Origin of the sequence: Variovorax paradoxus (assembly GCF_040544635.1) — a bacterium.
Classification (GTDB): domain Bacteria; phylum Pseudomonadota; class Gammaproteobacteria; order Burkholderiales; family Burkholderiaceae_C; genus Variovorax; species Variovorax paradoxus_R.
On the sequence record NZ_JBEPKJ010000017.1, the window covers coordinates 49,387 to 72,739 of the forward strand.

At 64.5% G+C, this 23,353-nt stretch carries 24 protein-coding genes; 11 read left to right on the top strand and 13 right to left on the bottom strand.

Translation table 11 applies throughout. The features are described from left to right. Positions 1-32 precede the first annotated feature (32 nt). Complete coding sequence (gcvP, locus tag ABIC94_RS24545) at positions 33-2,939, top strand: aminomethyl-transferring glycine dehydrogenase (RefSeq protein ID WP_354375602.1); 2,907 nt, start codon at positions 33-35, stop codon at positions 2,937-2,939. 36 nt (positions 2,940-2,975) lie between these two features. Here gcvP and ABIC94_RS24550 read toward each other — a convergent pair whose 3' ends face one another. The 4 genes from ABIC94_RS24550 to ABIC94_RS24565 all read right to left on the bottom strand — a co-directional run bounded on the left by ABIC94_RS24550 (position 2,976) and on the right by ABIC94_RS24565 (position 6,168). After that, positions 2,976-3,224 (bottom strand): hypothetical protein, encoded by a 249-nt coding sequence (locus ABIC94_RS24550; protein ID WP_354375603.1) that lies wholly within the window; start codon positions 3,222-3,224, stop codon positions 2,976-2,978. Between the two features lie 85 nt (positions 3,225-3,309). Beyond that, positions 3,310-4,254 carry a DUF3014 domain-containing protein gene (locus ABIC94_RS24555; protein ID WP_354375604.1) on the bottom strand — a complete coding sequence of 315 codons (945 nt, stop codon included), beginning with the start codon at positions 4,252-4,254 and terminating at the stop codon, positions 3,310-3,312. 160 nt (positions 4,255-4,414) lie between these two features. Further along, positions 4,415-5,092, bottom strand: a complete 678-nt coding sequence (locus tag ABIC94_RS24560; RefSeq protein ID WP_354375605.1) for an alpha/beta hydrolase — start codon at positions 5,090-5,092, stop codon at positions 4,415-4,417. A gap of 23 nt (positions 5,093-5,115) precedes the next feature. Then, positions 5,116-6,168 (bottom strand): NAD(P)H-dependent flavin oxidoreductase, encoded by a 1,053-nt coding sequence (locus ABIC94_RS24565; RefSeq protein WP_354375606.1) that lies wholly within the window; start codon positions 6,166-6,168, stop codon positions 5,116-5,118. Positions 6,169-6,285: 117 nt separating this feature from the next. On the opposite strand from ABIC94_RS24565, the gene ABIC94_RS24570 reads away from it, so the two are divergent. Together ABIC94_RS24570 and ABIC94_RS24575 are read left to right on the top strand one after the other, a co-directional pair. Then, positions 6,286-7,320: a hypothetical protein gene (locus tag ABIC94_RS24570; RefSeq protein WP_354375607.1), complete on the top strand. Its 1,035-nt coding sequence runs from the start codon at positions 6,286-6,288 to the stop codon at positions 7,318-7,320. Positions 7,321-7,500: 180 nt separating this feature from the next. Beyond that, the gene (locus tag ABIC94_RS24575) at positions 7,501-7,959 is read left to right on the top strand and encodes a hypothetical protein (RefSeq protein ID WP_354375608.1); all 459 of its coding nucleotides are present in this window, start codon (positions 7,501-7,503) and stop codon (positions 7,957-7,959) included. A gap of 30 nt (positions 7,960-7,989) precedes the next feature. Here the strand turns inward: ABIC94_RS24575 and ABIC94_RS24580 are convergent, their stop codons facing one another. Beyond that, complete coding sequence (locus tag ABIC94_RS24580; RefSeq protein WP_354375688.1) at positions 7,990-8,934, bottom strand: LysR family transcriptional regulator; 945 nt, start codon at positions 8,932-8,934, stop codon at positions 7,990-7,992. Between the two features lie 114 nt (positions 8,935-9,048). On the opposite strand from ABIC94_RS24580, the gene ABIC94_RS24585 reads away from it, so the two are divergent. The 6 genes from ABIC94_RS24585 to aroQ are packed head-to-tail and all read left to right on the top strand — an operon-like array spanning position 9,049 to position 13,380. Next, positions 9,049-9,978 carry a ketopantoate reductase family protein gene (locus ABIC94_RS24585; RefSeq protein WP_354375609.1) on the top strand — a complete coding sequence of 310 codons (930 nt, stop codon included), beginning with the start codon at positions 9,049-9,051 and terminating at the stop codon, positions 9,976-9,978. Then, positions 9,975-10,358: a VOC family protein gene (locus ABIC94_RS24590; RefSeq protein ID WP_354375610.1), complete on the top strand. Its 384-nt coding sequence runs from the start codon at positions 9,975-9,977 to the stop codon at positions 10,356-10,358. Before ABIC94_RS24585 ends, ABIC94_RS24590 begins: the two co-directional genes overlap by 4 nt. 44 nt (positions 10,359-10,402) lie before the next feature. Then, the gene (locus tag ABIC94_RS24595) at positions 10,403-10,855 is read left to right on the top strand and encodes a MaoC family dehydratase (RefSeq protein WP_354375689.1); all 453 of its coding nucleotides are present in this window, start codon (positions 10,403-10,405) and stop codon (positions 10,853-10,855) included. Further along, a complete protein-coding gene (locus tag ABIC94_RS24600; protein WP_354375611.1) occupies positions 10,852-12,081 on the top strand; it encodes a CaiB/BaiF CoA transferase family protein in 1,230 nt (409 codons plus the stop codon). The genes ABIC94_RS24595 and ABIC94_RS24600 overlap by 4 nt, the downstream gene beginning before the upstream one ends. A gap of 10 nt (positions 12,082-12,091) precedes the next feature. Further along, on the top strand, positions 12,092-12,913 hold the full coding sequence (gene aroE / locus ABIC94_RS24605) for a shikimate dehydrogenase (protein WP_354375612.1): 822 nt from the start codon (positions 12,092-12,094) through the stop codon (positions 12,911-12,913). A 23-nt stretch (positions 12,914-12,936) separates the two neighbouring features. Further along, positions 12,937-13,380, top strand: coding sequence for a type II 3-dehydroquinate dehydratase (aroQ, locus tag ABIC94_RS24610; protein WP_354375613.1), 444 nt, complete (start codon positions 12,937-12,939; stop codon positions 13,378-13,380). Between the two features lie 190 nt (positions 13,381-13,570). Here aroQ and ABIC94_RS24615 read toward each other — a convergent pair whose 3' ends face one another. The 3 genes from ABIC94_RS24615 to ABIC94_RS24625 form a co-directional block, all read right to left on the bottom strand. Continuing rightward, positions 13,571-14,911: a metal-dependent hydrolase family protein gene (locus ABIC94_RS24615; protein ID WP_354375614.1), complete on the bottom strand. Its 1,341-nt coding sequence runs from the start codon at positions 14,909-14,911 to the stop codon at positions 13,571-13,573. Between the two features lie 61 nt (positions 14,912-14,972). Next, positions 14,973-15,767 carry an alpha/beta fold hydrolase gene (locus ABIC94_RS24620; protein WP_354375615.1) on the bottom strand — a complete coding sequence of 265 codons (795 nt, stop codon included), beginning with the start codon at positions 15,765-15,767 and terminating at the stop codon, positions 14,973-14,975. Positions 15,768-15,777: 10 nt separating this feature from the next. Further along, on the bottom strand, positions 15,778-16,647 hold the full coding sequence (locus ABIC94_RS24625; protein WP_354375616.1) for a fumarylacetoacetate hydrolase family protein: 870 nt from the start codon (positions 16,645-16,647) through the stop codon (positions 15,778-15,780). 186 nt (positions 16,648-16,833) lie between these two features. Here ABIC94_RS24625 and ABIC94_RS24630 point away from each other — a divergent pair, with 186 nt between their 5' ends. Continuing rightward, entirely contained in the window at positions 16,834-17,703 is an 870-nt protein-coding gene (locus tag ABIC94_RS24630) for an AraC family transcriptional regulator (protein ID WP_354375617.1), read from the top strand. 111 nt (positions 17,704-17,814) lie between these two features. Here ABIC94_RS24630 and ABIC94_RS24635 read toward each other — a convergent pair whose 3' ends face one another. Together ABIC94_RS24635 and ABIC94_RS24640 are read right to left on the bottom strand one after the other, a co-directional pair. Continuing rightward, positions 17,815-18,621, bottom strand: a complete 807-nt coding sequence (locus ABIC94_RS24635) for a DUF1266 domain-containing protein (RefSeq protein WP_354375618.1) — start codon at positions 18,619-18,621, stop codon at positions 17,815-17,817. Between the two features lie 3 nt (positions 18,622-18,624). After that, complete coding sequence (locus ABIC94_RS24640) at positions 18,625-19,146, bottom strand: hypothetical protein (protein WP_354375619.1); 522 nt, start codon at positions 19,144-19,146, stop codon at positions 18,625-18,627. Positions 19,147-19,285: 139 nt separating this feature from the next. Here ABIC94_RS24640 and ABIC94_RS24645 point away from each other — a divergent pair, with 139 nt between their 5' ends. Then, on the top strand, positions 19,286-19,846 hold the full coding sequence (locus ABIC94_RS24645) for a hypothetical protein (RefSeq protein WP_354375620.1): 561 nt from the start codon (positions 19,286-19,288) through the stop codon (positions 19,844-19,846). Positions 19,847-19,892: 46 nt separating this feature from the next. Here the strand turns inward: ABIC94_RS24645 and ABIC94_RS24650 are convergent, their stop codons facing one another. The 3 genes from ABIC94_RS24650 to ABIC94_RS24660 all read right to left on the bottom strand — a co-directional run bounded on the left by ABIC94_RS24650 (position 19,893) and on the right by ABIC94_RS24660 (position 23,322). After that, on the bottom strand, positions 19,893-20,123 hold the full coding sequence (locus ABIC94_RS24650) for a hypothetical protein (protein ID WP_354375621.1): 231 nt from the start codon (positions 20,121-20,123) through the stop codon (positions 19,893-19,895). A 177-nt stretch (positions 20,124-20,300) separates the two neighbouring features. Beyond that, positions 20,301-22,481: a catalase/peroxidase HPI gene (gene katG / locus ABIC94_RS24655; RefSeq protein ID WP_354375622.1), complete on the bottom strand. Its 2,181-nt coding sequence runs from the start codon at positions 22,479-22,481 to the stop codon at positions 20,301-20,303. Positions 22,482-22,638: 157 nt separating this feature from the next. After that, positions 22,639-23,322 (bottom strand): DsbA family oxidoreductase, encoded by a 684-nt coding sequence (locus tag ABIC94_RS24660; RefSeq protein WP_354375623.1) that lies wholly within the window; start codon positions 23,320-23,322, stop codon positions 22,639-22,641. Positions 23,323-23,353: the final 31 nt, after the last annotated feature.

A 23,353-nucleotide genomic window follows, 5' to 3' on the forward strand; every position in this document is an offset into this window, starting at 1 on the left:
GCCGCCTTCCTCATCTCCGAGCCTTTACCGCCATGCCGATTCCCGCCCAGCCTTCCCTGCAACAACTAGAGAACGCCGAAGAATTCCTCGCCCGCCACATCGGCATCGATGCGGCGGACGAGGCGTGCATGCTGCCGGTGATCGGCTCGGAAACGCGCGCGGAGCTCATCGACGGCATCGTGCCCGCGGCCATCCGCCGCGCGAAGCCGATGCGGCTGCCGGCCCCCATCACAGAGGCCGATGCGCTGGCCGAACTGAAGGCCATTGCGGCAAAGAACAAGGTCTTCAAGAGCTTCATCGGCCAGGGCTACTACGGCACGCACACGCCGGGCGTCATCTTGCGCAACGTGCTCGAGAACCCCGCCTGGTACACCGCCTACACGCCCTACCAGGCCGAGATTTCGCAGGGCCGCATGGAAGCCTTGCTCAACTTCCAGACCATGGTGTGCGACCTGACGGGCATGGCCATCGCCAACGCCTCGATGCTCGACGAAGCCACGGCCGCCGCCGAGGCGATGACGCTCGCCAAGCGCAGCGTGAAAAGCAAGAGCAACGTGTTCCTCGTGTCGGGCGACTGCCATCCGCAGACCATCGAGGTCATCAAGACGCGCGCGGCGCCGCTGGGCATCGAGGTGAAGGTGAGCACCGTTTCCGAGACGCTGCCGCACCTGATGGTGAGCGGCGAATTCTTCGGCGTGCTCGCGCAGTACCCCGCCACCACCGGCCACGTGCACGACCTGCGCCCGCTCGCGGGCCATGCGCACCAGTGCGACGCCGCCTTTTGCGTGGCCGCCGACCTGCTGGCGCTCACCCTGCTCGCGCCTCCGGGCGAATGGGACGCCGACATCGTCTGCGGCACCACGCAGCGCTTCGGCATGCCGCTGTGCAACGGCGGCCCGCACGCGGCCTACCTGGCTTGCCGCGACGAGTTCAAGCGCTCGCTGCCGGGCCGGCTGGTCGGCGTGAGCGTCGACACGCACGGCCAGCCCGCCTACCGCCTCGCGCTGCAGACGCGCGAGCAGCACATCCGCCGCGAGAAGGCCACGTCGAACATCTGTACCGCGCAGGTGTTGCCCGCCGTGGTGGCCAGCATGTATGCCGTGTATCACGGGCCCGACGGGCTGACGCGCATCGCACAGCGCGTGGCAGCGCTCACGGCCATCCTCGCGCAAGGCCTGGCACAAATGGGCCGCGAGCCGGTCAACGCCACGGCTTTCGATTCGCTGACGATTCGCACCGGCGACGACACGCCGAAGATCATCGAGCGTGCACAGGCCGCAGGCGTCAACCTGCGCCAGCGGCTGCAGCAGCACCTGGGCATTTCGCTCGACGAAACCACCACACGCGCCGACATCGAAACGCTGTGGGCCCTGTTCGTGCCCGCGGGCACGCCGATGCCGCACTTCGACGACCTGGCGAACACCGCACCGCGCCTGCCCGAAGACCTGCGCCGCACCAGCGCCTTTCTCACGCACCCGGTGTTCAACACGCACAAGAGCGAAACCGCAATGCTGCGCTATATCCGCAGCCTGTCGGACAAGGACCTGGCCCTCGACCGCAGCATGATTCCGCTGGGCAGCTGCACGATGAAGCTCAACGCGACCAGCGAGATGATCCCGATCACCTGGCCCGAGTTCGCGAACATCCACCCCTTTGCACCGGCCGAGCAGCTGGTGGGCTACGCCCAGCTCGATGCGCAGCTGCGCGCCTGGCTGTGCGAAGCCACTGGCTACGCGGGCATCAGCCTGCAGCCCAACGCGGGTTCGCAGGGTGAGTACGCGGGCCTGCTGGCCATCAAGTCCTTCCACGAAGCCAAGGGCCAGGGCCACCGCAACATCTGCCTCATTCCTTCGTCGGCGCACGGCACCAACCCCGCGAGCGCGCAGATGGTGGGCCTGCAGGTGGTGGTGACGGCGTGCGACGCGCAGGGCAACGTCGACATGGACGACCTGAAGCGTGCCTGCGAGAAGCACAGCGACAAGCTGGCCGCGGTGATGATCACCTACCCCAGCACGCACGGCGTGTTCGAAACCCGCGTGAAGGAACTCTGCGAGCTCGTGCATGAGCACGGCGGCCGCGTGTATGTCGATGGCGCCAACATGAACGCGCTGGTGGGCGTGGCCGCGCCGGGCGAGTTCGGCGGCGACGTGAGCCACCTGAACCTGCACAAGACCTTCTGCATTCCGCACGGCGGCGGCGGCCCGGGCGTGGGCCCGGTGTGCGTGGTGGAAGACCTGGTGCCGTACCTGCCGGGCCATGCAACGGCCGGCATGCCGTCGAACGGCGTGGGCGCCGTCTCGGCCGCGCCGCTGGGCAATGCGGCCGTGCTGCCGATCAGCTGGATGTACTGCCGCATGATGGGCGCCAAGGGCCTGCAGGCCGCGACCGAAATCGCTATCTTGAGCGCCAACTACATCAGCGCACGCCTGAAGGACCACTACCCCACGCTGTACGCAAGCCCCAACGGCCACGTCGCGCACGAGTGCATCCTGGACCTGCGCCCGCTCAAGGACACCAGCGGCGTCACCGCAGAAGACGTGGCCAAGCGCCTGATCGACTACGGCTTTCATGCGCCCACGCTGAGCTTCCCGGTGCCGGGCACGCTGATGGTGGAGCCGACCGAGAGCGAGCCGCTGGCCGAGCTCGACCGCTTCATCGACGCGATGATTGCGATTCGCGGCGAAATCCGCCGTGTCGAAGAAGGCGTCTGGCCGAAGGACGACAACCCGCTGAAGCACGCGCCGCACACCGCGGCCAGCCTGCTCGGCACGGAATGGCCGCATCCGTATTCACGTGAACTCGGTGCGTTTCCGCTGGCCGAACTCAAGCTGGCCAAGTACTGGCCGCCCATCGGCCGTGTCGACAACGTGTATGGCGACCGCAACCTGTTCTGCAGCTGCGTGCCGGTGGGCGAATACCAGGAAACCGAAGAGGCTTGAAGACGCAAGCGCGACGGCCCGGTGCCGTCGCGCCGGTCAGCCCTCGCGCCGATACATCGCCCACTTCACCGTCAGAATGTCCGCGGCGATCTTGGCGGCATTGACCCCGGCGTAGGTTTCGGACGGATCGAATTCGAAGGCCTCCCGGTACCGCTTGACCTGTGCGTAGTCCCGGTCGAAGGTCATCGGACCCATGAGCTCGGCGGGATTGACGCCCGCGGGAAGCGCCAGGAATTTCTCCGGATCGGTGGCACTCTGGTAGAGGTCGACGCTCATCTGGTTCATACGGTGGTCCTCGCAATCTTGAGAACGAATCATCTGCGTCATGCGCGCCGTGCGCAATCGGCCCGCGCCTACACGGCGCACCGGGTCAACGCTGCTTCGTTTTTGTCATCTCGCCCGTGGCGATCTGCTCCCGGAAGCCACGCAGGCTGGCCTTCAGCTTGCGCTCGTTCTCCGGCCCCACACGCACCATGATCTTCTGGCCGGACGAGAGCGATTCGAGCTTGGGGTCGACATACTCGTAGCGCACCCACGGCCGCTGCGACGATACGTTGCCCTTCACCTCGACGAGTCGAACCTGCACCGGGCCGGCGGGTTCAGGCGCCTGCAGCAGATGATCGATCACGGCGATGAGTCGGTCGTTGAAATAGCGCCCGGGATAGCCGAGCTCTTCGTAGGCATTCTGAAAGAGCGGATAGAGCCGGGCGTAGGTCTTGGCCGCCTTGGCCGGATCGATCGACCCGGCAAGCAGAACGATGGGCTGGTAGCGCGCGGCATTGTTGGCCGAAATGGTCTGCGCCTCGCCCTTCCCTTCGGTGATGAAGCGCTGCTTCGTCGGCTGCACCGGCCATTTGCTCGCGGGCGTCTGCTCGCGTGCGAGGTTGTCGACCGTGGCCACGAAGCGGCGCACGATGCCTTCGAACTGCAGAAATTCCGCAACGTTCTTGCTGCCCAGCAGATCGACGAGCGCAGTCATCACGCGCGTATCGGAATCCGCGACGGTGGGCAGCCCCGTGTCGGGCAGCGCAATCGCATCGATGGGGTTCTTCGGCTCCAGGGATTCGGGAACAGGCGTGGGCGCCGGTGCGGGCGCAGGCCCGTCGTTGGGCGCTGCGGCCACCGGCGGTTCGACCGGCTGAGGCTGTTGCTGCTGGTACCAGCGCCAGCCCAGGAATGCGGCCGCAAGCGCCAGCAGGCCGATGACGATGATGGTGCCGGCCGATGTTTCGCGGCGCGGCCTGAACTCGGAGGTGTCGCGCGGATCGTTCGGATCACGCATTTCGCGGATGTCGGAGGGGTCGCTGTCAGGCATGTCTGCGGTTTCCTTTTGCGAGGATTGCAATGGGAGAATTGCAATGGGAGACGAGAGGCTATGGTGCACCAGTTCGGCGGCCCGCCGCGGTGTCATCCTCCTTCATCCCGTAACGCCCTGTGACGCGCCGACCGCGCGAAAGTTCTGCTTCTTGCCGCCCCTAAGGCGCGTCCGCCGCAGCGCTGAGCGCCTGCAGCCACGCGACAGTGCCCTGCAGCTCGGCCGGGCGAATCTCGTGCCCACCCGGAAAATCGGCACCCGACAGCGCCAGCGGCAGGCCGCGCGCCAGCTCGCGGGTGGCCTGCGCGGCGCTGGGTGGAATCACGTTGTCGGCGCTGCCATGGCTCACCCACAGCGCCTTGCCCTCGAAAGCCTCCGGCTGCGCAATGTGCTGCGCCACCTGCGGCAACAGGCGGCTGTGCCACACCATGGCGGCGCATACTTTCCCGGGCTGCGTCAGCAACAGCGACAGCGCCATGATGCCGCCCTGGCTGAAGCCGCCGACCACCACGCGCTCCGGCGGCACGCCGAGCTGCTGCGCTGCGGAGGAGATCATCTCGCCGACCAGGAAGCGGCTTTCGCGCTCCTGCTCTTCGTTGATGCGCCGCTCGCCGCCGGGCAGCACCTGGAATTCGAACCACGCATACGCATCCGGCGACAGCACATAGGGCGCGCGCAGGCTCAGCACGTGAAACTGCGGCGGCATGAGGCGCGCGAGGCCGAACAGATCTTGCTCGTTGCTGCCGACGCCATGCATCAGCACCAGCAGCCACGGCTCACGCACATTGGGGTTCGAAGGCTGTTCCAGAAACTTGAAGGGCAAATGAAGTTGCGGCATGGTTCAGGTCGGAGTTCGGGGGTTCAGGCTGCTGGATGAAAACCTTGCGCCAGTGCGCGCGTGATTTCGGCGGCCGGGAGTTCGCGGCAACCTGTTACGTTCTGCCCCGACCAGAGCGGAGAAAAATCGCCGCTGCCCTGCGCCTCGGCCTTGGCGCGCAGCGGCGCAATGCCTGAAGTGGCAAGCGGAAACTCCGGCGCCACTGCGCCGATGGGCCCCAGGTCGCGCATCACGCGGTTCACGATGCCGCGCGCGGGCCGTCCGGTGAAAAGGTTGGTCAACGCGGTATGGCGCGCGGCATCGCTCTTCAGCGCAGCGCGGTGAAGTGCGGTTGTCGTGGCTTCCGGCGCCAGCATGTAGGCGGTGCCCACCTGCACGCCCGCAGCCCCCAGCGCCATGGCCGCGGCCACGCCGCTTGCATCCGCAATGCCGCCGGCCGCGATCACCGGCACCTTCACGGCACGCACCAGCTGCGGCAGCAGCACGAACGTGCCAAGCTGTTTCGTCAGGTCGAGCGAAAGAAAGTGACCGCGATGGCCACCCGCCTCCAGCCCCTGTGCAATGACCGCATCGGCGCCATGCGCCTCGAGCCACAAGGCCTCATCCACCGTGGTGGCCGACACCAGCACCTTGGCGCCCCAGCCGCGCACCTGCGCCAGCAGCGCTTCGGACGGCAGACCGAAATGAAAGCTCACCACTGGCGGCTTGAACTCGGCCAGCAGATTGGCGACATCCGCGCTGAAGGGGTTGCGCCCCGGACCTGTGGGAATGCTGGCCGCATCGATGCCGAATTCAGCGTAGTACGGCGCCAGCGCGGCACGCCATATGGCCTCGCGTTCTGCACTCGGCTCCGGCGGCGTGTGGCAGAAGAAATTGACGTTGAAGGGCTTGTCCGTTCCGGCGCGGATTGCCGCGAGCTCCCTGCGCATGGCATCGGGGGCCAGCATGGCGCAAGGCAACGAGCCGAGGCCACCTGCGTTGCTGACCGCGATGGCCATCGCGCTGCCCTGGATGCCGGCCATCGGTGCCTGAATCAGCGGGAGCTCGGTGCCGAGAAGCTGCTGCAGTGTGGTCATTCGAATGCGCTCCTTGTTCGTGTTCGTGTGTCGTCGGATACCGGCCATTCTCCTGCCAAGACCGAGGTCGCGGCGGCGGCGGGGTCATCGCCACACGGGCTCGGCACAATCACGCGCATGCCCATCCTGAACCCGACGCGGCCCGCCCTCCCGCAGCCGCCGCTGCTGCGTGCCATTGTTGCAGCCATCGCCATCGCCACCGCGAGCCTCGTGCTGCTCGGCGGCTGTCCGCAGAAGGAAGCCCCCGTCTCCACCGCCGACGCGCTAGCGTCCGACGCGCCGGTGTCCGAAGCGGCAGTGGCCGTAGCGACCGCGGTGGCCGTTGCCCCCGCGTCACCGACACCGCGCCCCACGGCATCGGCCACGCTCAAGCGCGCGGAACTCATGGCACTGGTGTTCCCCGATTCCCAAGGCCCGAACGCCGCCCCCCAACAGCCCGACATCGTCCTGCTGCCCGAGAGAAGCAACGGCGGCAAGACAGTGCCTGGCAGCGAAGCCGAGCACAAAGCGCAGGTGTCGCCGCGCGAAGTGGTGCGGCTCGACAGCACGCATGCCGTCATGCTGACCGAGACCGTGCCGCTCGACGACCAGGGCCGGCCGATGACCGGCCATGTCAACGGCGCATGGCTCGGCGCCTACTTCTTCGAGCAGGGCGCGGACGGCTGGAAACTCGCGAGCCGCACCGACGCCGTCGACTACCTCGGCTTCATGGGCAACCTCGGCACCACCAAGGTCGAGCGCATCGCGCCCCAGCGCTTTGCGCTGACCATCACCCACGGCAGTTGCTGGCAGGGCTACTGCGGGCAGTGGCTGTCGGTGTATGGGCTCGAAACAGGCAAGGTGCGCGCCCTCGTAACGGGTATCCCGCTGTCGGCCACCAACGAAGGCACCAGCGAGTCCTGCCAGAAAGGGCTCGAGCCTGCGAAGCCGGATGAGCTGCCACGCGGTGCGTGCTTCGACGTCGACGGCACGCCGAGCTTTGCGCTCGGCACCGACGACGAACCGGGCGAGATGCGCATCGCGTTCAAGGGGCAGCGCACGGCCGGCACCAGGAACCACCGCGTGATCGACCTCGACGGCACGCTGGTCTATGCCTGGCGCAAGGGCGCCTACGTGCGCACCGAAGGGCGCAACCCCGTGCCGTCGTTCTGATGACGGACGGGCCTTGCTGCGAGGCGCGCCGGCATGCATCGAGGACCAACCCTGATCGTTACGGCGGTGACCCGGCGGGGCACTCTAAGGGTTTGCGTTGACAAGATGAGGGTCAAACCCAGTTCCGGAACACGGTAAGAATTACGTAAGATTCGCGCCCACACTCAAACCAAAGTACTCATGTTCGACGTCGACTTGCCAGCGCCCGCTGCGGCCGTTCGCAGCCTTCTTGCCAGCCGCGGGATCGTTCCGGCGCTGGCCTTGCTCAACGACAGGACGTCCTATCGGTTCACGGCGATCTACAAATTGAACGGCGAGGTGATGCGTGCGGCGCATGCCTTCGACCGCGACTCTGAATACCGCACTTGGCTGAAGGTGGTGCCTCTGGGCAAGAGCTTCTGCCAGTACGCGCTCGAGCACGGCGAGTTCGTGACCAGCCATGCCTCCGAGGATCAGCGCCTGACGAACCGACCTTATGCCGGCATGGTCGAGTCGTACTATGGCCGGCTGCTGACGCGAGGATGCGGCACGCCCTATGGCACCTTCATCCATTTCGACTTGGAGTCGCGCAGCATTCCCACAGAGGAAATCCGCTTCCTGCGCGAGGTGATCCCGCAGTTCATCGACTACCTGGAATGAGCAGGCGGCGACAAGGGCCCACCAGATCCTCTACTTACGCGCGTTCGATTTCCTGGCAAAAAGCCGCTCGCACAAGCCGCGCAACCAGCGATTCGCCGGGTCCTGGTTGTAGCGCGCATGCCAGTGCTGCTTGACGGTGAAGGGTGGCACAGGCACTGGGCAATCGAAGACAGCGAGCCCGTTGGTGCGGGCCAGTGTCTCGCCGATCTGGCGGGGCACCGTGGCCACGAGGTCGGTGGTCGACACGATGGCGGCCAGTCCCAGGAAGCCGGGCAACTCCAGCAAGATGTGCCGTTCGACGCAGTGCCGCAACAGCGCCGCCTCCAACAGCTGAACGCCCGTACCGCCGACGATGCCGATGTGTGCTTCGGCCTTGAAATCGCGCAAGCCCATGCCTTTTGCGGTGATCCGCGGGTGTCGGGCATTGACCAGGCACACCCAGTCTTGCGGATACAGCACCTGTTGATAGAAGCCTGACTCGAGCCATGGCACCAGTCCGATTGCAAGGTCGGCCTGGCCGGACTGCAGCGCCTGCCCGGTTTCCTCATCGATGCGCGCAGCCTCCAGTCGGATGCCGGGGCCCACGGCGCGGATGTGCGCGAGCAGTTGCGGCAGCAGCGTGATGTGGCTGGCATCCGTCATGCAGATACGGAAGCGCCGCCTTGAGCTCGACGGGTCGAACGCTTCCGGTGGCGCGGCCACACGGCGCAGCGCCGCCAGTGCCTCGCGCGCCGGAACAATCAGTTCTTCCGCGCGCGGCGTCGGCTGCATGCCAGCCGCGGTGCGCACGAACAGCTCGTCGCCCAGATGCCTGCGCAGCCGGCCCAGCCAGTTGCTCACCGTCGGCTGGCTTTGGCCGAGCTGGTCGGCCGCGCGCGTCACGCTCTGCGTGGTGTAGATCAGGTCGAACAGGCGCAGCAGCTTCAGGCTGAGCAAGCCCGCGCTCGCATCGAGGTTGTCGTCGTCTGCATTCATTTCAAAACGGAATGTAGACCATTCGCTCCATGTCATGGACGAAATGTTCATCGAAACCTATCTTCAAGGCATTCCTTCGAAAAACCCCTTCGAGACATCCTTCGAGAGACAGGCATGAAAATCTACTTCCTCGGCGCCGGCGCCCTCGGCTGTGCCATCGGCGGCACGCTTGCGGCCGGCGGGTCGGACGTCACGCTCATCGATCCGTTCCAGGCGCACGTCGACGCCATCCATCGCGATGGCCTCCTCATGAAGGACGGCGACTCGGAACGCCGCGTCAAGGTGCGCGCATCGACGAGCGTCGAGGGCCTGGCGCCAGCCGACCTGGTGATCGTGCTGGTCAAGTCCTTCCACACGCGCTCCGCCATCGAAGGCGCGTTGTCGATCATCGGGCCCGACACCGCGCTGATGTCGCTGCAGAACGGCATGGGCCACGAGGAGATCCTGGCCGACGTAGCCGGCCGCGCGCATGTGCTGGCCGGCAAGACCTACGTCGGCGGCGTTCTGCTCGGCCCGGGCCACATCATTGCCGGCACGCGTGGCAAGCGCACGGTGATCGGCGAGCTCGACGGCAACGTGAGCGAACGCGCCAGGGCCATCGCCGCCGAGTTCGAGCGCGCCGGGCTGCCTTGCGAGGTCAGCGACAACATCATGGGCGTGATGTGGGACAAGCTGCTCATCAACGTCTCCACCGGCGCACTGAGCGGCATCACAGGCCAGGTGTACGGCAGCCTCTACGCGGTGCCCGAGATCGAGGCCACGGCCATTGCGGCCGTGACCGAGGCGATGGCCGTCGCACAGGCGATGGGCGTGAAGCTGTCGATCAAGGCCCCGCGCGATGCATGGGTGATGGCCGCTGAAGGCCTGCCTTACGAGTTCAAGACCTCCATGCTGCAGAGCCTGGAGAAAGGCTCCATCACCGAGATCGACTTCATCAACGGCTCGGTGGTGAGCGCCGGGCTCAAGCACAACGTGCCGACGCCGGTGAACCAGACGCTGGTTGCCGCCATCAAGGGCATCGAACGCCGGCTGGAGGCGAAATGAGCACGCCGCGCGCCTATGTGGAACACGTCGCCATCTGGGTGAAGGACATCCACTGGCACATCAAGTTCTTCCACGACGTCTGCGGCATGACGATGCGCGAGGTACAGGGCACGCTCGAAGAGCCGGTGCAGTACTGGGCCCTCGGCGGCATGCAGTTCATGGCCAAGCCGGACTACGCGGGGCCTGAAGGCCGCCTCGGCCATCTCGGCGTGATGTGCGAAGACCTCGAAGTCGCACTCGCCGCCGCGCAGGCCTTCGGCGTGACCGAAATGCCGCAGGGCCGCAACTGGCTGCGCCTGCCGGACGGCCTGGCCGTTGAATTCATCCAGGCCAGTGCTGGCGCCGTGGCGCGCGCGCTCGCCATCGATCCCCGCGCCTGAAGAACCGTCACCCAATGAATAGAGAGACACACACCATGACCGCCTTGACCATTGAAGACAAGTACTGGGACGATGCCGTCGTCGGCCACGAGTGCATCAGCCCGCCCTACGAAGTGACGGAGGCTCGCGTGATGGCATATGCAGACCTCACCGGCGACCACACTCCTGTTCACACCGACGAAGCCTATGCGCGCACCACGCCGTTCGGCACCCGCGTGGCGCATGGCCTGTTCGGCCTGTCGGTGGCCGACGGGCTCAAGACGAAGAGCGACATGCGCTTCATGCCGGGCATGTCCCTCGGCTGGGAATGGCGCTTTGTCGGCCCCATCAAGCTTGGCGATACGGTGCGCGTGAAATTCCACGTCGGCAGCAAACGTGAATCGAAGAGCAAGCCGGGCTGGGGCATCCTCGTGCTGCCGTCCGAACTCATCAACCAGCGCGACGAAGTCGTGCAAAAGGGCGAGCACCGCGTGATGGTTCCGAGGAAGCCGGCATGAGCGCATCGCCGCAACAAGCTTTGCCGCTGGCCGGCTTTCGCGTCATCGACTACAGCCACTTCCTGGCCGGGCCCTATGTCGGCCGCTGCCTCGCCGCGCTCGGCGCGGAAGTCATCAAGGTCGAGCGCCCCGGCACGGGCGATGCCGGGCGTCAGCATGCCTGGTTCGTCGGCGACCACAGCGGCTACTTCCTGCAGCAGAACATGGGCAAGAAAGGGCTCAGCGTGAACACGAAAGATCCGCGCGGCCGCGCGTTGATGAAGAAGCTGATCGACAGTGCCGACGTGTTCGTCGAGAACTACCGCCCCGGTGCGCTCGACAAGCTCGGCCTGGGCTATGCCGAACTCGCAGAAACCAACCCCGGCCTCGTGTACTGCTCGATCTCGGCCTACGGCCACACCGGCCCCGACTCGCACCGGGCCGGCTTCGGCCTTATCGCCGAGGCCAAGAGCGGCATCATGCAGATGGTCGGCAACCCTGGCGAGGCGCCGCCGCTGTTGCGCATCTCGCTTGGCGACATGTACACCGGCATCCATGCGGTCGCCGCGATCAATGCCGCGCTGCTGGGGCGCGTGAAGTCCGGCCGCGGGCAGCACATCGACATGGCGCTGTACGACACGCTGGTGTCGATGCACGAGTACGCGGTGCAGTGCTACACGCTTTCCAACGGACAGGAAGTGCCGGTGCAGACCGGGCACGACATGCCCAATTCCACGCTCTACGGCGTGTTCCGCGCGCAGGATGGTGACCTCGTGATCGCCGCACAGGTGGACGACGCGTGGAAGCGCTTCGCCATGTTGGTCGAAAAGAATGGTGGCCCTGCGGGTTTCGGCAACGACACGCGGCTGCACGCTTCAGCCGGGCGCAATGCCCATCGCGCGGAGATCCTCGAAGTGGTGAAGCCGTGGGTTGCGGCGCAGCCGGTCGCCCAGGTGCTGAAGATGCTGGACGGCATTGACGTGCCTGCGGCCAAGGTTCAACGCATTGACGAAGTGCTGGCTGATCCGCAGATTCGTGCGCGCGGCATGGTGGTCGAGCAGGACCACCCGGTGCTCGGAAAGATCCGCCTGCCGAACCTCCCCTTCCGCATGTCGGGTTGCGACACCTCGATCACGCAGGTTGCGCCCGAACTGGGTGAGCACAACGCGGAAATTGCAGCCAGCCTCGGTTTCGACGCGACGCAAATCGCCGACATGCAGGCCGATGGCGTGCTCTACAGCAAGTAAGGAGACAGCAATGACCGACAAGTACGCCGTGATCGGCAATCCGATAGGACACACCAAGTCGCCGATGATCCACGGCAGCTTCGCCGAAGCGACCGGCCAGGACATCGACTACCGGGCGATCGAGGGCTCGCTCGACCGCTTCGCTGACGACGTGCACGCATTTCGGAAGGCAGGCGGGCGAGGAATGAACGTCACGGCCCCCTTCAAGCTGCAGGCCTACGCGCTGGCCACCGAACGGCTCGAATGCGCCGAGCTCGCCGGCGCCACCAATGCGCTCAAGTTCGAGGATGACCGCATCATTGCCGACAACTTCGACGGTGTGGGCCTGACCAACGACATCCAGCGCAACCTGGGCTTCTCGCTCAAGGGTGCGCGCATGCTGGTGATCGGCGCTGGCGGTGCGGTGCGTGGCGCACTGCTGCCCTTTCTCGCGCAACAACCGAACGTCGTCGTATTGGCGAACCGCACAGAGACAAAGGCCGCCGATCTTGCAAAGCAGTTCGCCGGGCACGGCCACGTGCAATGCTGCGGCTACGACGATCTGGCAGGAGAGCGATTCGACATCGTCATCAACGGCACCTCGGCCAGCCTCAAGGGTGAACTGCCGCCCCTGCCCGCCGAGACGCTTCAGGGTGCGAAGCTGGCCTATGAGCTCGCCTATGGCAAGGGGCTTACGCCCTTCCTGCGCCTGGCGCAGCACGCCGGCGTGCCGAAGCTGGCCGACGGCGTCGGCATGCTCGTGGAGCAGGCTGCGGAAGCCTTCTTGTGGTGGCGCGGCGTGCGGCCGGACACGCGCGGCGTCATCGACCGCATGGCCATCCCTTTGGTCTGACGCAACGAGACGCAGACAACCCCATGAAAATCCTCATGCTGCACGGCATCAACCACAACATGTTCGGCAAGCGCGACCCGAAGCAATACGGCACGACGACGCTGGCCGAGATCGACGCGCAATTGCAAGCATTGGGCAAGGAACTCGGCGCCGAGGTCGAGAGCTTCCAGACCAACAGCGAAGGCGCCATGTGCGAACGCATCCACCGCGGCTTCGCCGAGGGCGTGGACGCGGTGCTCATCAACGCCGGCGCATGGACGCACTACAGCTATGGCATCCGCGACGCGCTGGCGATCCTTACGGTTCCGGTCGTCGAACTGCACATGTCGAACATCCATGCGCGCGAGGAATTCCGCCACCACTCGGTATTCGCGGAGATCGTGAAAGGACAGATTTGCGGATTTGGCGTCGACAGCTACCTGCTCGGTCTGCGTGCCGCGGTATCGGCCGCCGCGCATGCGCAATGATGTTCATTGCGCCTGAAACAGACATAAGGCCGTAGCGACATGAATGACCGATCACGGCCGACTGTAGCCGGTCGATGAATCGGAGCTTCGGGCCCAGTGCTGAATTACAAAGAGAGCCAACGACCGACCGCTTACGCTGTAAAAGCGGCCGCCCGCCGCGACCGTGAACGAGCAGCCGGACCAGTCGAAGTCAGTGCATCTCTGCCAAGGCTTCCTTGACGCCTTGTTCCTGCAGCGGCGTGTCACCGCCCTCCAGATGCAGCGCGGCATGCGACGGTACAGGCGTGGCGCAGTCCTTGTGGATCATGCCGTCCTTCATGACCAGTTGCACCTTGGCAGGGTCCGTCAGCAACGACAGGTCTTGCAGCGGGTCGCCGTCGATGAGGACGATGTCGGCAAGAAAGCCCGCCTTCAACTGGCCCAGTTCGTCGGGTCGCAACATGATCTGCCCGCCCAGGCGTGTCGCCGCCATCAACGCCTCCTTCGGCGTCATGCCGATGTAGTCGACGAAGTATTGAAGGTCGTTGGCATTGGTGCCGTGCGGCATCCATGCAAAGCCGTAGTCGCCACCCGGCAGGATGCGAATGCCGCGCTTGTGCATCTCGCGCAATGAGGCCGACGCAATCTCCAGCTCGCGCTTGTAGCCCATCTGCGTCGCCACGGCCTCGGTGATGCCGTACTCGGCCGCGTTGTAGGTCGTGCGAATCAGCCAGCCGATGCCGGGCGCGACAAAGTGCCGGTCCTTGGCCGCTTCCAGCATGTCGAGCGCCTCCGCATCGGCAAAGCTGGCGTGGTAGACCATCTCGATGCCGTGGCGCACGCACTGCTTGACCGATTCGCTCGACCGCGCGTGGGCGGCCATGCGTTTGCCGTAGCGCTTGGCCTCCTGGGCGAGCATGGCGACTTCGTCTTCAGCAAAGGGCGACATCTCGGCCGGCAAGCCCGCGATGTACTCGCCCGACAGGTTGATCTTCAGGTGGTCGACGCCGTACTTGATGAAGGTGCGCGCCGACCTGCGGATTTCTTCGGGCCCGCTGCACACGCTGCCGAAGCTCAGCTCCTCGAACTTCATGTGCGGCAGCGTGTTGTCGCCCAGCGCGCCGATGGTCGTGATCTCCTGGCTGCCCGCCAGGTAGCGCGGGCCGGGGAACTCGCCCGCATCGATGGCATTGCGCAGCACCACGTCCAGCCGCGGCTTGGCCGCGGCCGCGCCGATGGCCGATGTCCACCCCATGTCGAGGTAGCGCTTGGCAACGCGCACGCACCAGAGCATGTGTTCCTCGGGCGGCATGAACTGGATGGCCGCGAGCGACGGCTGGTCGTTCCACGAGAAATGCGTGTGGGCTTCGGTCATGCCCGGCATGAGAAAGCGGCCCTTGCCATCGATCACGCGCGCGTCGTCGGTGCTCACGCGCTGTGGAAAGCGCGCCACCTCGACGATGCGTTTTCCCTCGACGAGAAGGTCGCCGGCGTAGGGCTCTTCGCCCGAGCCGTCGAAGATGCGGACGTTGGTGAATGCAATACGGGTCATCGTTGTCTCCTCCGGCGCGTGGTGCCGGTAATGGGTTGTCGAAATCGGGCTGGGCGATGTCTCAGCGAAGCGCCGCGTAGAAGGCTTCGAGGGCCTGCATGCAGCGCTGCGGTTGCTCGAAGGTTGTCCAGTGGCCGCATCCATCGAGCACGACGAGGCGGCTGCCGGCAATGCGTGCCTGCATGGCCTGGACGTTGGCCACTGGGGCCACGCCGTCCTGGTCGCCGGTGACCAGGAGCGTCGGCATATTGAGACGCTCGAGCGCAGCCGACTGCGCATCGGCGAGCGCCGCGCAACTTTGTGCATACCCCTCGGGCGACTGGCGCATCACGCTCTCGCGCACGAGGGCGAGCACTGCCGGCTGCTGTTCCTTCGTCTGCGTGCTTGTCGCGGCCTTCACGATGGCATCGGCGATCTCTTGCATGGCAGCGGCGCCGCCGCGCGCGGCGTTTGCACGCGCCGCGATGTTGGGGCGCGCCGCGTCCGGTGGCGCCGCCAGCGGACCGAACAGCGCCAACGATTTTACGGTGCCGGGGCTGCGCACCGCCAAGTGCTGTGCAACGATGGTTCCCATCGAATGCGCAGTCACATGCACGGATGCGATGTCGAGCGACGAAAGCAGCCGCAGCATGGCATCCACGTAGCTGTCGATGGACAAGGCCCTGCCGTCCGCCGGCAGCGGAGACCTCGCGCTGCCCGGCAGGTCGGGCCTGATGCGCCGAAAACCGCCGAGTGCCGGCAGGATAGGCGTCCAGTTGTTCGACGATCCGCCCAGCCCGTGGATGCACAACAGTGCCTCGCCGTCGTCGTCGCCATCGACCTCGACGGCGAGGCCGTTCAATACTTGAGTCGTCATGCGCAGCCCTTCAGACGAACTTGTTCTCGATGGCGCCGAGCCGGTCGATCTCGACACGCACCACGTCGCCGGCGCGCAGGTAACGCGGCGGGTTCATACCCATGCCCACGCCGGCGGGCGTGCCCGTGGCGATGACGTCGCCGGGGTAGAGCGTGATGCCGCGCGAGATCGTCTCGATGAGCGTGGGAATGTCGAAAATCATGTTCTCGGTCGGCCCGTCCTGGCGCAGTTCGCCGTTGACCCAGCAACGCACGCGCGTCCTGGTGCCGTCGAACTCGTCGGCTGTCACGATCCACGGGCCCATTGGGCAGAAGGTGTCGAAAGACTTGCCCAGGTCCCATTGCCCATGGCGCATCTGCACGTCGCGCGCCGTCACGTCGTTGACGACCGTGTAGCCGAACACATGCGACATCGCCTCGGCGCGCGTGATGTTCTTGCCGCCCTTGCCGATAACCACGGCCAGTTCAGCTTCGTAGTCGATCTGCATCGACACATCTGAGGGAACCAGCACGTCGTCGTGCGGGCCCACGACGCACTCGGGCACCTTGGTGAAGACGATGGGCCACTCGTCGGTCTTGGCGGCGTTGTCCTTGAACACCGAGGCCGAAAGTTCCTTGGCGTGCGCGTGATAGTTGCGGCCGACGCACCAGAGATTGCGCCGCGGCTTGGGCAGCGGTGCGTCGAGCACGACCTCGCACAAGTCGGTTGCAGGCCCCGATGCCTCCGGAAGCGACCTACCCGTGGCGAGGGATTCGATCAGCGTCAGCACGCCGCTTTCTGCCTGCTCTGGCGTGAGCTGCAACGGAGTGACGGTCTTGCCGTCGGCGGATACGAGGCCCACCTTGCGGTGGCCTTCGCTCGTGTATGTAGCGATTCGCATGAAGGGTTGCTCCTGTGTTTTAGCGATGCGCCAACTTTAGAAACCGCTGGCCGGCAGCGCTTATCGGCCGATCCGGCGGCGTATCGAATCGTCTGGTGTGCTTCTAAGGACTTACCCGATGCGCTGCGCGGGCCGAGTCCTCGCGGGAGAACAATCGCCCGAAACCAACTTGATGAAGCGCGACAGATGCAGGAAGCCTATGCACTCCACGAAGGCGCGTTCGGCACCGCGATCGTCCTGGAGGCGGGCGCCAACCTGGTGGCGCACGCCCACTCCGAAACACAGCTCGCCCTCTGGCTGGGCGGCGCGCGGGCCCGCGCGCACGTCGGCACGGAAGTTGTCGACTACAGCGAAAGCGTAGCGCTTGGCGTGAACGCTTTCGAGGCGCACGACATGGTTCGCCTGGAAGACAATGGATCGAGCCTGTTCATCGTCTTCATGATCAAGAAGGATTGGCTTGACGAACTCGGCCAGGCGAAGGATCGAAGCTTCCGGTTCCCCTCACCGCGAGTGCCCATCGGCGATGCGCTGCGGCGTTCGTGCTGGCGGGTGCTGGACCTGATGATCTCCGCTGGCGCGGAACGCGACCATGTCGACAAGGAGGTCGAGCGGTTGCTCGAGGCGGCCATTGCCGCCTCTGCGACGGGCGGCGACGCTGCGCCGGTGGCCGGCGGCATCGGCGTCACGCTCGATCACCGGCTGCGTGCCGCCATCGCTCACATGCGTGCGCATGTTTCCGAGAAAACGACGATCGACGAAATCGCCGCCAGGGTCGGCCTGTCGCGCGCGCATTTCTTCGCGCTGTTCCGCGACCAGTTGCACACGACGCCGCAGGTGTTTTGGAGCGGGGTGAGGGTCGAGGAGGCGATGCGCAGGGTCAGCGATGGCGGGAAGCTGACCGATGTCGCACTCGACCTGGGCTTCTCGGCCCCGGGAAACTTCTCGCGCTTCTTCAAGGAGCACACCGGGATTTCGCCGTCGATCTTCAAACGGGCCACACGCTCACCTTCGCCCGTCACTGTCACGGGAATACCGCGGGAAGGTCAGTCGTCTTAGGCACTCAGAAGAGCAGCGGAATTGTCTGGAGCTCGTCAACATCGAAAGGCATGAACGCTCCTTACTGAAGTTGTCTGGTGAATGTAATGACCGCCGCGGCCGCCCAATAACTCACAAGGGAGACAGCACCCAAGGGCTCTTTTCGTCAGTCATAAGATCTTCAGCAATACCGATAATTCCGCCTAGCATCATATTCTGACCTGCCCAACTGGCCCGGCCGATGATGTAGCTCTTTGCGAACTGTGGCCAAGACGAAAAATTCGAACGCAATTCCCCATCAACATGCGCAAGAATGCGGTTGAATTCATCCTGCCCAATGTATTTGCAGTCCAGCGACATTCTTGCAACAGTGACGAGGCGACCGAGATCCCAGGCAAGTATTCCAGCACTGTAATCCTTGGGGAGATACGAGCCATTCACTTTGTCTTCGAGAAGGCGAAAAACGGAGCGCAGATTTTCCAGCATCTCCATAGCCTTCTCCAAAGCCGAGAAAACGAGGTCTTTTTCCTCGCTCTCCCCCTGTGCGGCAATCTGCTTACGCACTGTTTCCGGGGAGCCGTATCGACCACTGGCTATCAACGCATCGAGAACCTCTTGGCGCCCCTCTCCTGAAGCACCATCGCTGTAAACCCGAAAAACAATGTCGTAAAAAAAGCGATGGCCGTAGCGACTGAGTGACTCCAGAGTTTCAGAAGCCTCCTGAGGCGAGTTGATATCCCAGTGTGAGCCAAGCCCCTCGGCGAGAGCATCATCAGACAGCCCGGTTGTGTAGCTGTCGCAATACGCCATGATCTGCTCGGAGTTGATGAGCCCAGCTTGAAGTGCTCGCTGCGCCACCGGATCCACCGCAGCCCCGTCGGGGCAATTTTTGTATTTTTTTCCAGAAACTATCTGGAATAATTTCTTCAGAAAACCCATGGATTATATTTGCTTGAAAGCGGCATTAACGGCGCGATGCTTCAGTGCATTCACGAGAACCTCGAAGTCCGAATCTTTCGCCATGTGAATGGCATCGAACTCATATTTTTTAGACGCCATGGACGGCGCACTGATTTCCACTGTTTTCTCTGCGCTCGATGTCGAGGTTTCCGGGATATCTGTGACAGTGACCTTATCGATTGCGTCATAGCCCACGGTAGTCAGTACGCCAGCGAATTTCTTAACGGTCGTGAAGGACATGCTTTTCTCGTCAAGAACAATGCTGGCGCCTTGACTATTGGCAGCGCGCTTGTTGAAAAGTGTTCCAACCGTAAGGTACGTAACATAAGCCCCAAGCAACATGAGGGCGCCATTCGCCACACCCGTCGGCAAGTGAAGCCGCAAGGTTCCAATTTTCAGATCGGCGATTGGATAAAAAATAGCGGCAATAATAATTGCTGGGCCGATAAGGCCGAAAACGTACTCGAGAATCGAGTATTCCATTTTATAATTAATGGTCTGCATGTTATATTTCCTTATGGTTTTACTTGAATGGGTGGGTCGCCCGGTAGGAAGTCGATCCTGCAAAATTCATCCAACTCCGCAGACTAATGTAACAAATCGCGTCCCATGGTCGAGTTCTTCACGTCTCCCCTGCTGATCAATGACAAGAAAAGAGTCCGTGCGCAATACGTGCACCGCGATGGCGGTGAGCTTCACTCTGGCTGCTTGCGGTTCACACAATCCCCAGTCGCCTGAGCGAGTGCCGCCCGCGCCTGCTGCTTACAGCACCGTGATGCTGCCGCCAGTCGTGTACGGGAATTACCGGGGCCGCCAGATGTCTGAATCCGATGACGCGTGCGGCGTGCCGGAGCCGTTGCATCAGGCGGTGCAAGATCAATTGAAGGCGCGGTATGAAGTGGTGCGCCCCGTGTCGGGTACCGGCAGGGAAGCCGCCCTTTTGCTGAAGATCGAAATCATGGACATCGTGACCGTCAGCGCGGGCGGTCCCACGATCGTGGTCATTCATGCCCTGCTCGAACGACCGGGACTGCCCACTGCGCAATTCAAAGGCCTGCGCCAGATGAACACCCGATACTCTGATATCACGGCGGAGACCACCGAATGCAGCTCAATGGATGCAGTGATTCACGGGTTGGGCGCGGACGTTGCGCAATGGATGCTCAAGCCGGTAGACGGGGTGTCTCTAGCGAACGGAGAGTGAGTCTCGCGTATTCCGACTGCAAGCCGCGACAGGTAGCTTTGATACTCTAGATCAATGTCCGCAGCCGGCGCTGGGCGCGGTCGAGCCCGACGACCAGGCGGTTCTCGATACTTTCCGCCTCGGTGATTCGCTCGTCGAGCCATGCGGCATCCGTGCATCCGACCAGGGACATTCTCTGCATCATGACGCCGATGAGGGCGTTTTGATCCGTGATCAATCCATCCCAGAGGTCGACATCCGCCTGGGCGCCTTGTATATCCACGTAGCTGGCCGTCATCGTTGTCTCCTGCGCCTGTATGCGGCGCTCAATTGCGTTAGGCCGTGCGCGGACAACGGGACAAGAACACTCAGGCCGGCACCACGGCGTTGGATGCGATGGCGTCGCTGCGAACCCTTGCTCGCAGCGACGACCGATCAGAGCCACATCGAATGAATCGGCAACCGCGAAGATTGCCTAGGCGATGTCGAACCGCCCAAGGTTCATCACCTTGGTCCACACAGCGACGAAGTCCTTCACGAACTTCTCTTGCGCGTCCGAACTGCCGTAGACCTCGGCCAGGGCGCGCAGCACTGAATTGGAGCCGATGGCCAGGTCCACGCGCGTCGCGCTGCCCTTGCGCTCGCCCGACGTGCGATCGACTCCCTCGTACAGGTTGTTCTCGCCGGGCACAGCCTTCCAGGTCGTGTTCAGGTCGAGCAGGCGCACGAAGAACTCGTTGGTCAGCGCGTGTTCCTTCTGGCTGAAGATGCCGTGCTTGGTGGCACCGACGTTGGCGCCCAGCGCGCGCATGCCGCCCAGCAGCACCGTCATCTCGGGCGCTGTCAGCGTCAGCAGTTGGGCCTTGTCGATCAGCAGCGCGTCGGCGGGAATCGCATAGTCCTTCTTCAGGTAGTTGCGGAAGCCGTCGGCCACGGGCTCGAGCACCTTCATGGCCTCCACGTCGGTCTGCGCCTGCGACGCATCCATGCGGCCGGGGGTGAAGGGCACCGTCGCGCTGTGACCTGCGTTCCTGGCGCCCTGCTCGACGGCGGCGCAGCCGGCCAGCACGATCAGGTCGGCCATCGAGATCTTCTTGCCGCCCGATTGCGCCTTGTTGAACTCGCCCTGGATGCCTTCCAGCGTCTGGAGCACCTTGGCCAGCCTGGCCGGCTCGTTGACTTCCCAGTCCTTCTGCGGCGCCAGGCGAATGCGGGCGCCGTCGGCGCCGCCGCGCATGTCGGAGCCGCGGTAGGTGGAGGCCGACGCCCAGGCCGCCAGCACCAGGTCGGTAACCGACAGGCCCGAGGCCAGGACCTTGGCCTTGAGAGCCGCGGCGTCCTTGTCGTCGACGAGGGGATGGTCGACCTTCGGGATCGGGTCCTGCCAGATCAGCTCTTCCTTCGGCACTTCCGGGCCAAGGTAGCGCGCGCGCGGACCCATGTCGCGATGCGTCAGCTTGAACCAGGCGCGCGAGAAGGCGTCGGCGAACTGCTCGGGGTGCTCGAGGAAGCGGCGGGAGATCTTTTCGTAGGCCGGGTCGAAGCGCAGCGAGAGGTCGGTGGTCAGCATGGTCGGCAGGCGCGTCTTCGATTTGTCGTGCGCATCCGGAATGTCAGCCGACGCGCCCTTGGCCTGCCACTGTCCAGCGCCGGCCGGGCTCTTGACCGGCTCCCATTCGAACTTGAACAGGTTCTCGAAAAAGAGGTTGGTCCACTTCGTCGGCTGCTGGGTCCAGGTGACTTCCAGGCCGCTGCCGATGGCGTCGCCGGCGATGCCGCTGGCATGGGTGCTCTTCCAGCCCATGCCCATTTCTTCCAGATCATTCGCTTCAGGCGCCGAGCCGACGAGCTCCGCCGGACCGGCGCCGTGGGTCTTGCCGAAGGTGTGGCCGCCGGCGATCAGGGCAACGGTTTCCTCGTCGTTCATCGCCATGCGGGCGAAAGTCTCGCGGATGTCCCGCGCCGCCGAAACCGGGTCGCCGTTGGCGTTCGGGCCTTCGGGGTTGACGTAGATCAGACCCATCTGCACGGCCGCAAGAGGGTTCTCCAGTTCGCGGTCGCCGGTGTACCGCTTGTCTTCGAGCCAGGTGGTCTCGTTGCCCCAGTAGACGTCCTGATCGGGTTCCCACGTGTCCGGTCGGCCGCCGGCGAAACCGAAGGTCTTGAAGCCCATGGACTCGAGGGCCACGTTGCCCGTCAGGATCATCAGGTCGGCCCACGAGATCTTGCGGCCGTACTTCTGTTTGACCGGCCACAACAGGCGCCGGGCCTTGTCGAGGTTGACGTTGTCGGGCCAGCTGTTGAGGGGCGCAAAGCGTTGCTGGCCCCGGCCGCCGCCGCCCCGCCCGTCGCCGGTGCGGTAGGTGCCGGCGCTGTGCCAGGCCATGCGGATGAACAGAGGCCCGTAGTGGCCGAAGTCCGCCGGCCACCAGTCCTGCGAGTCCGTCATCAGCGCACGCAGGTCGTTCTTCAGCGCCTCGTAGTCGAGGCTCTTGAACTCCTTGGCGTAGTTGAAGTCCTTGCCCATCGGGTCGGACTTGGAAGAATGCTGGTGAAGCAGGTCGACCCGCAGCTGGTTGGGCCACCAGTGTTGATTGACGGTGCCGCGGCCCACCGCATGGTGGACGGGGCACTTGGCTTCGGGATTCTGGGTCATGGGGGTCTCCAGTTTTGGTTGAGCGTCACATTCTGGATCCGCACGAACGAATAGGGCAAACGCTTTGCCTATGACGGTGATAGCTCGTTGCCACGAGCCCCAAGGGGCGCCAACCGGCGTGACCTTGCCGGATGGGGCCTGAAAACGCGTCAGCGATTCACGCGGTAGCCACGGCGCTGGGCTGCGCACCGGCAATCTGCCGCAACGCTCGCTCGAACACCTCGACCGGCTGGCCGCCGGAGATCAGGTGCTGGTCGTTGATGATGATCGCGGGCACCGAATGGATGCCGGCGTCGGTGTACATGCGTTCGCGCTCGCGGGTTTCCCTGGCGAACTCGTCGCTGGCCAAAATTTCGCGGGCCCGTGCCGCATCGAGCCCGGCCTCGGCGGCCGCGCGAACCAGCACCTCGGGGTCCGACGGGTTCTGCCTGTCGGTGAAGTAGGCCTTCAGCAGCAGCTTCTTGAGCGCCGCCTGCTTGGCGGGGCTTTCGAGTTCGGCCCAGTGCAGCAAGCGGTGCGCGTTGAAGGTGTTGTAGACACGCGGACGGCCTTCGGGGCTGAACTCGAAGCCCACCTCGGCCCCGCGCTGGCGGATCATCTCGCGCGATTGCGCTTGCTGTTCACGCGTGGAGCCGTATTTCTGGTTCAGGTGCTCGAAGGTGTCTTGTCCCTCGGGCGGCATCTGCGGATTCAGCTCGAAGGGCTGGAAATGCAGCTCCGCCGTGACGTCGGGCGCCACGCGTCGGAGCGCCGCTTCGAGCGAACCCAGGCCAACGGCGCACCAGGGGCAAGAGACATCGGAAACGAAATCGATCTTGAGATGGGAAGTCATGGGCGCCATTCTTCATGGCGCCCGACGCCCTTGGTGCGCG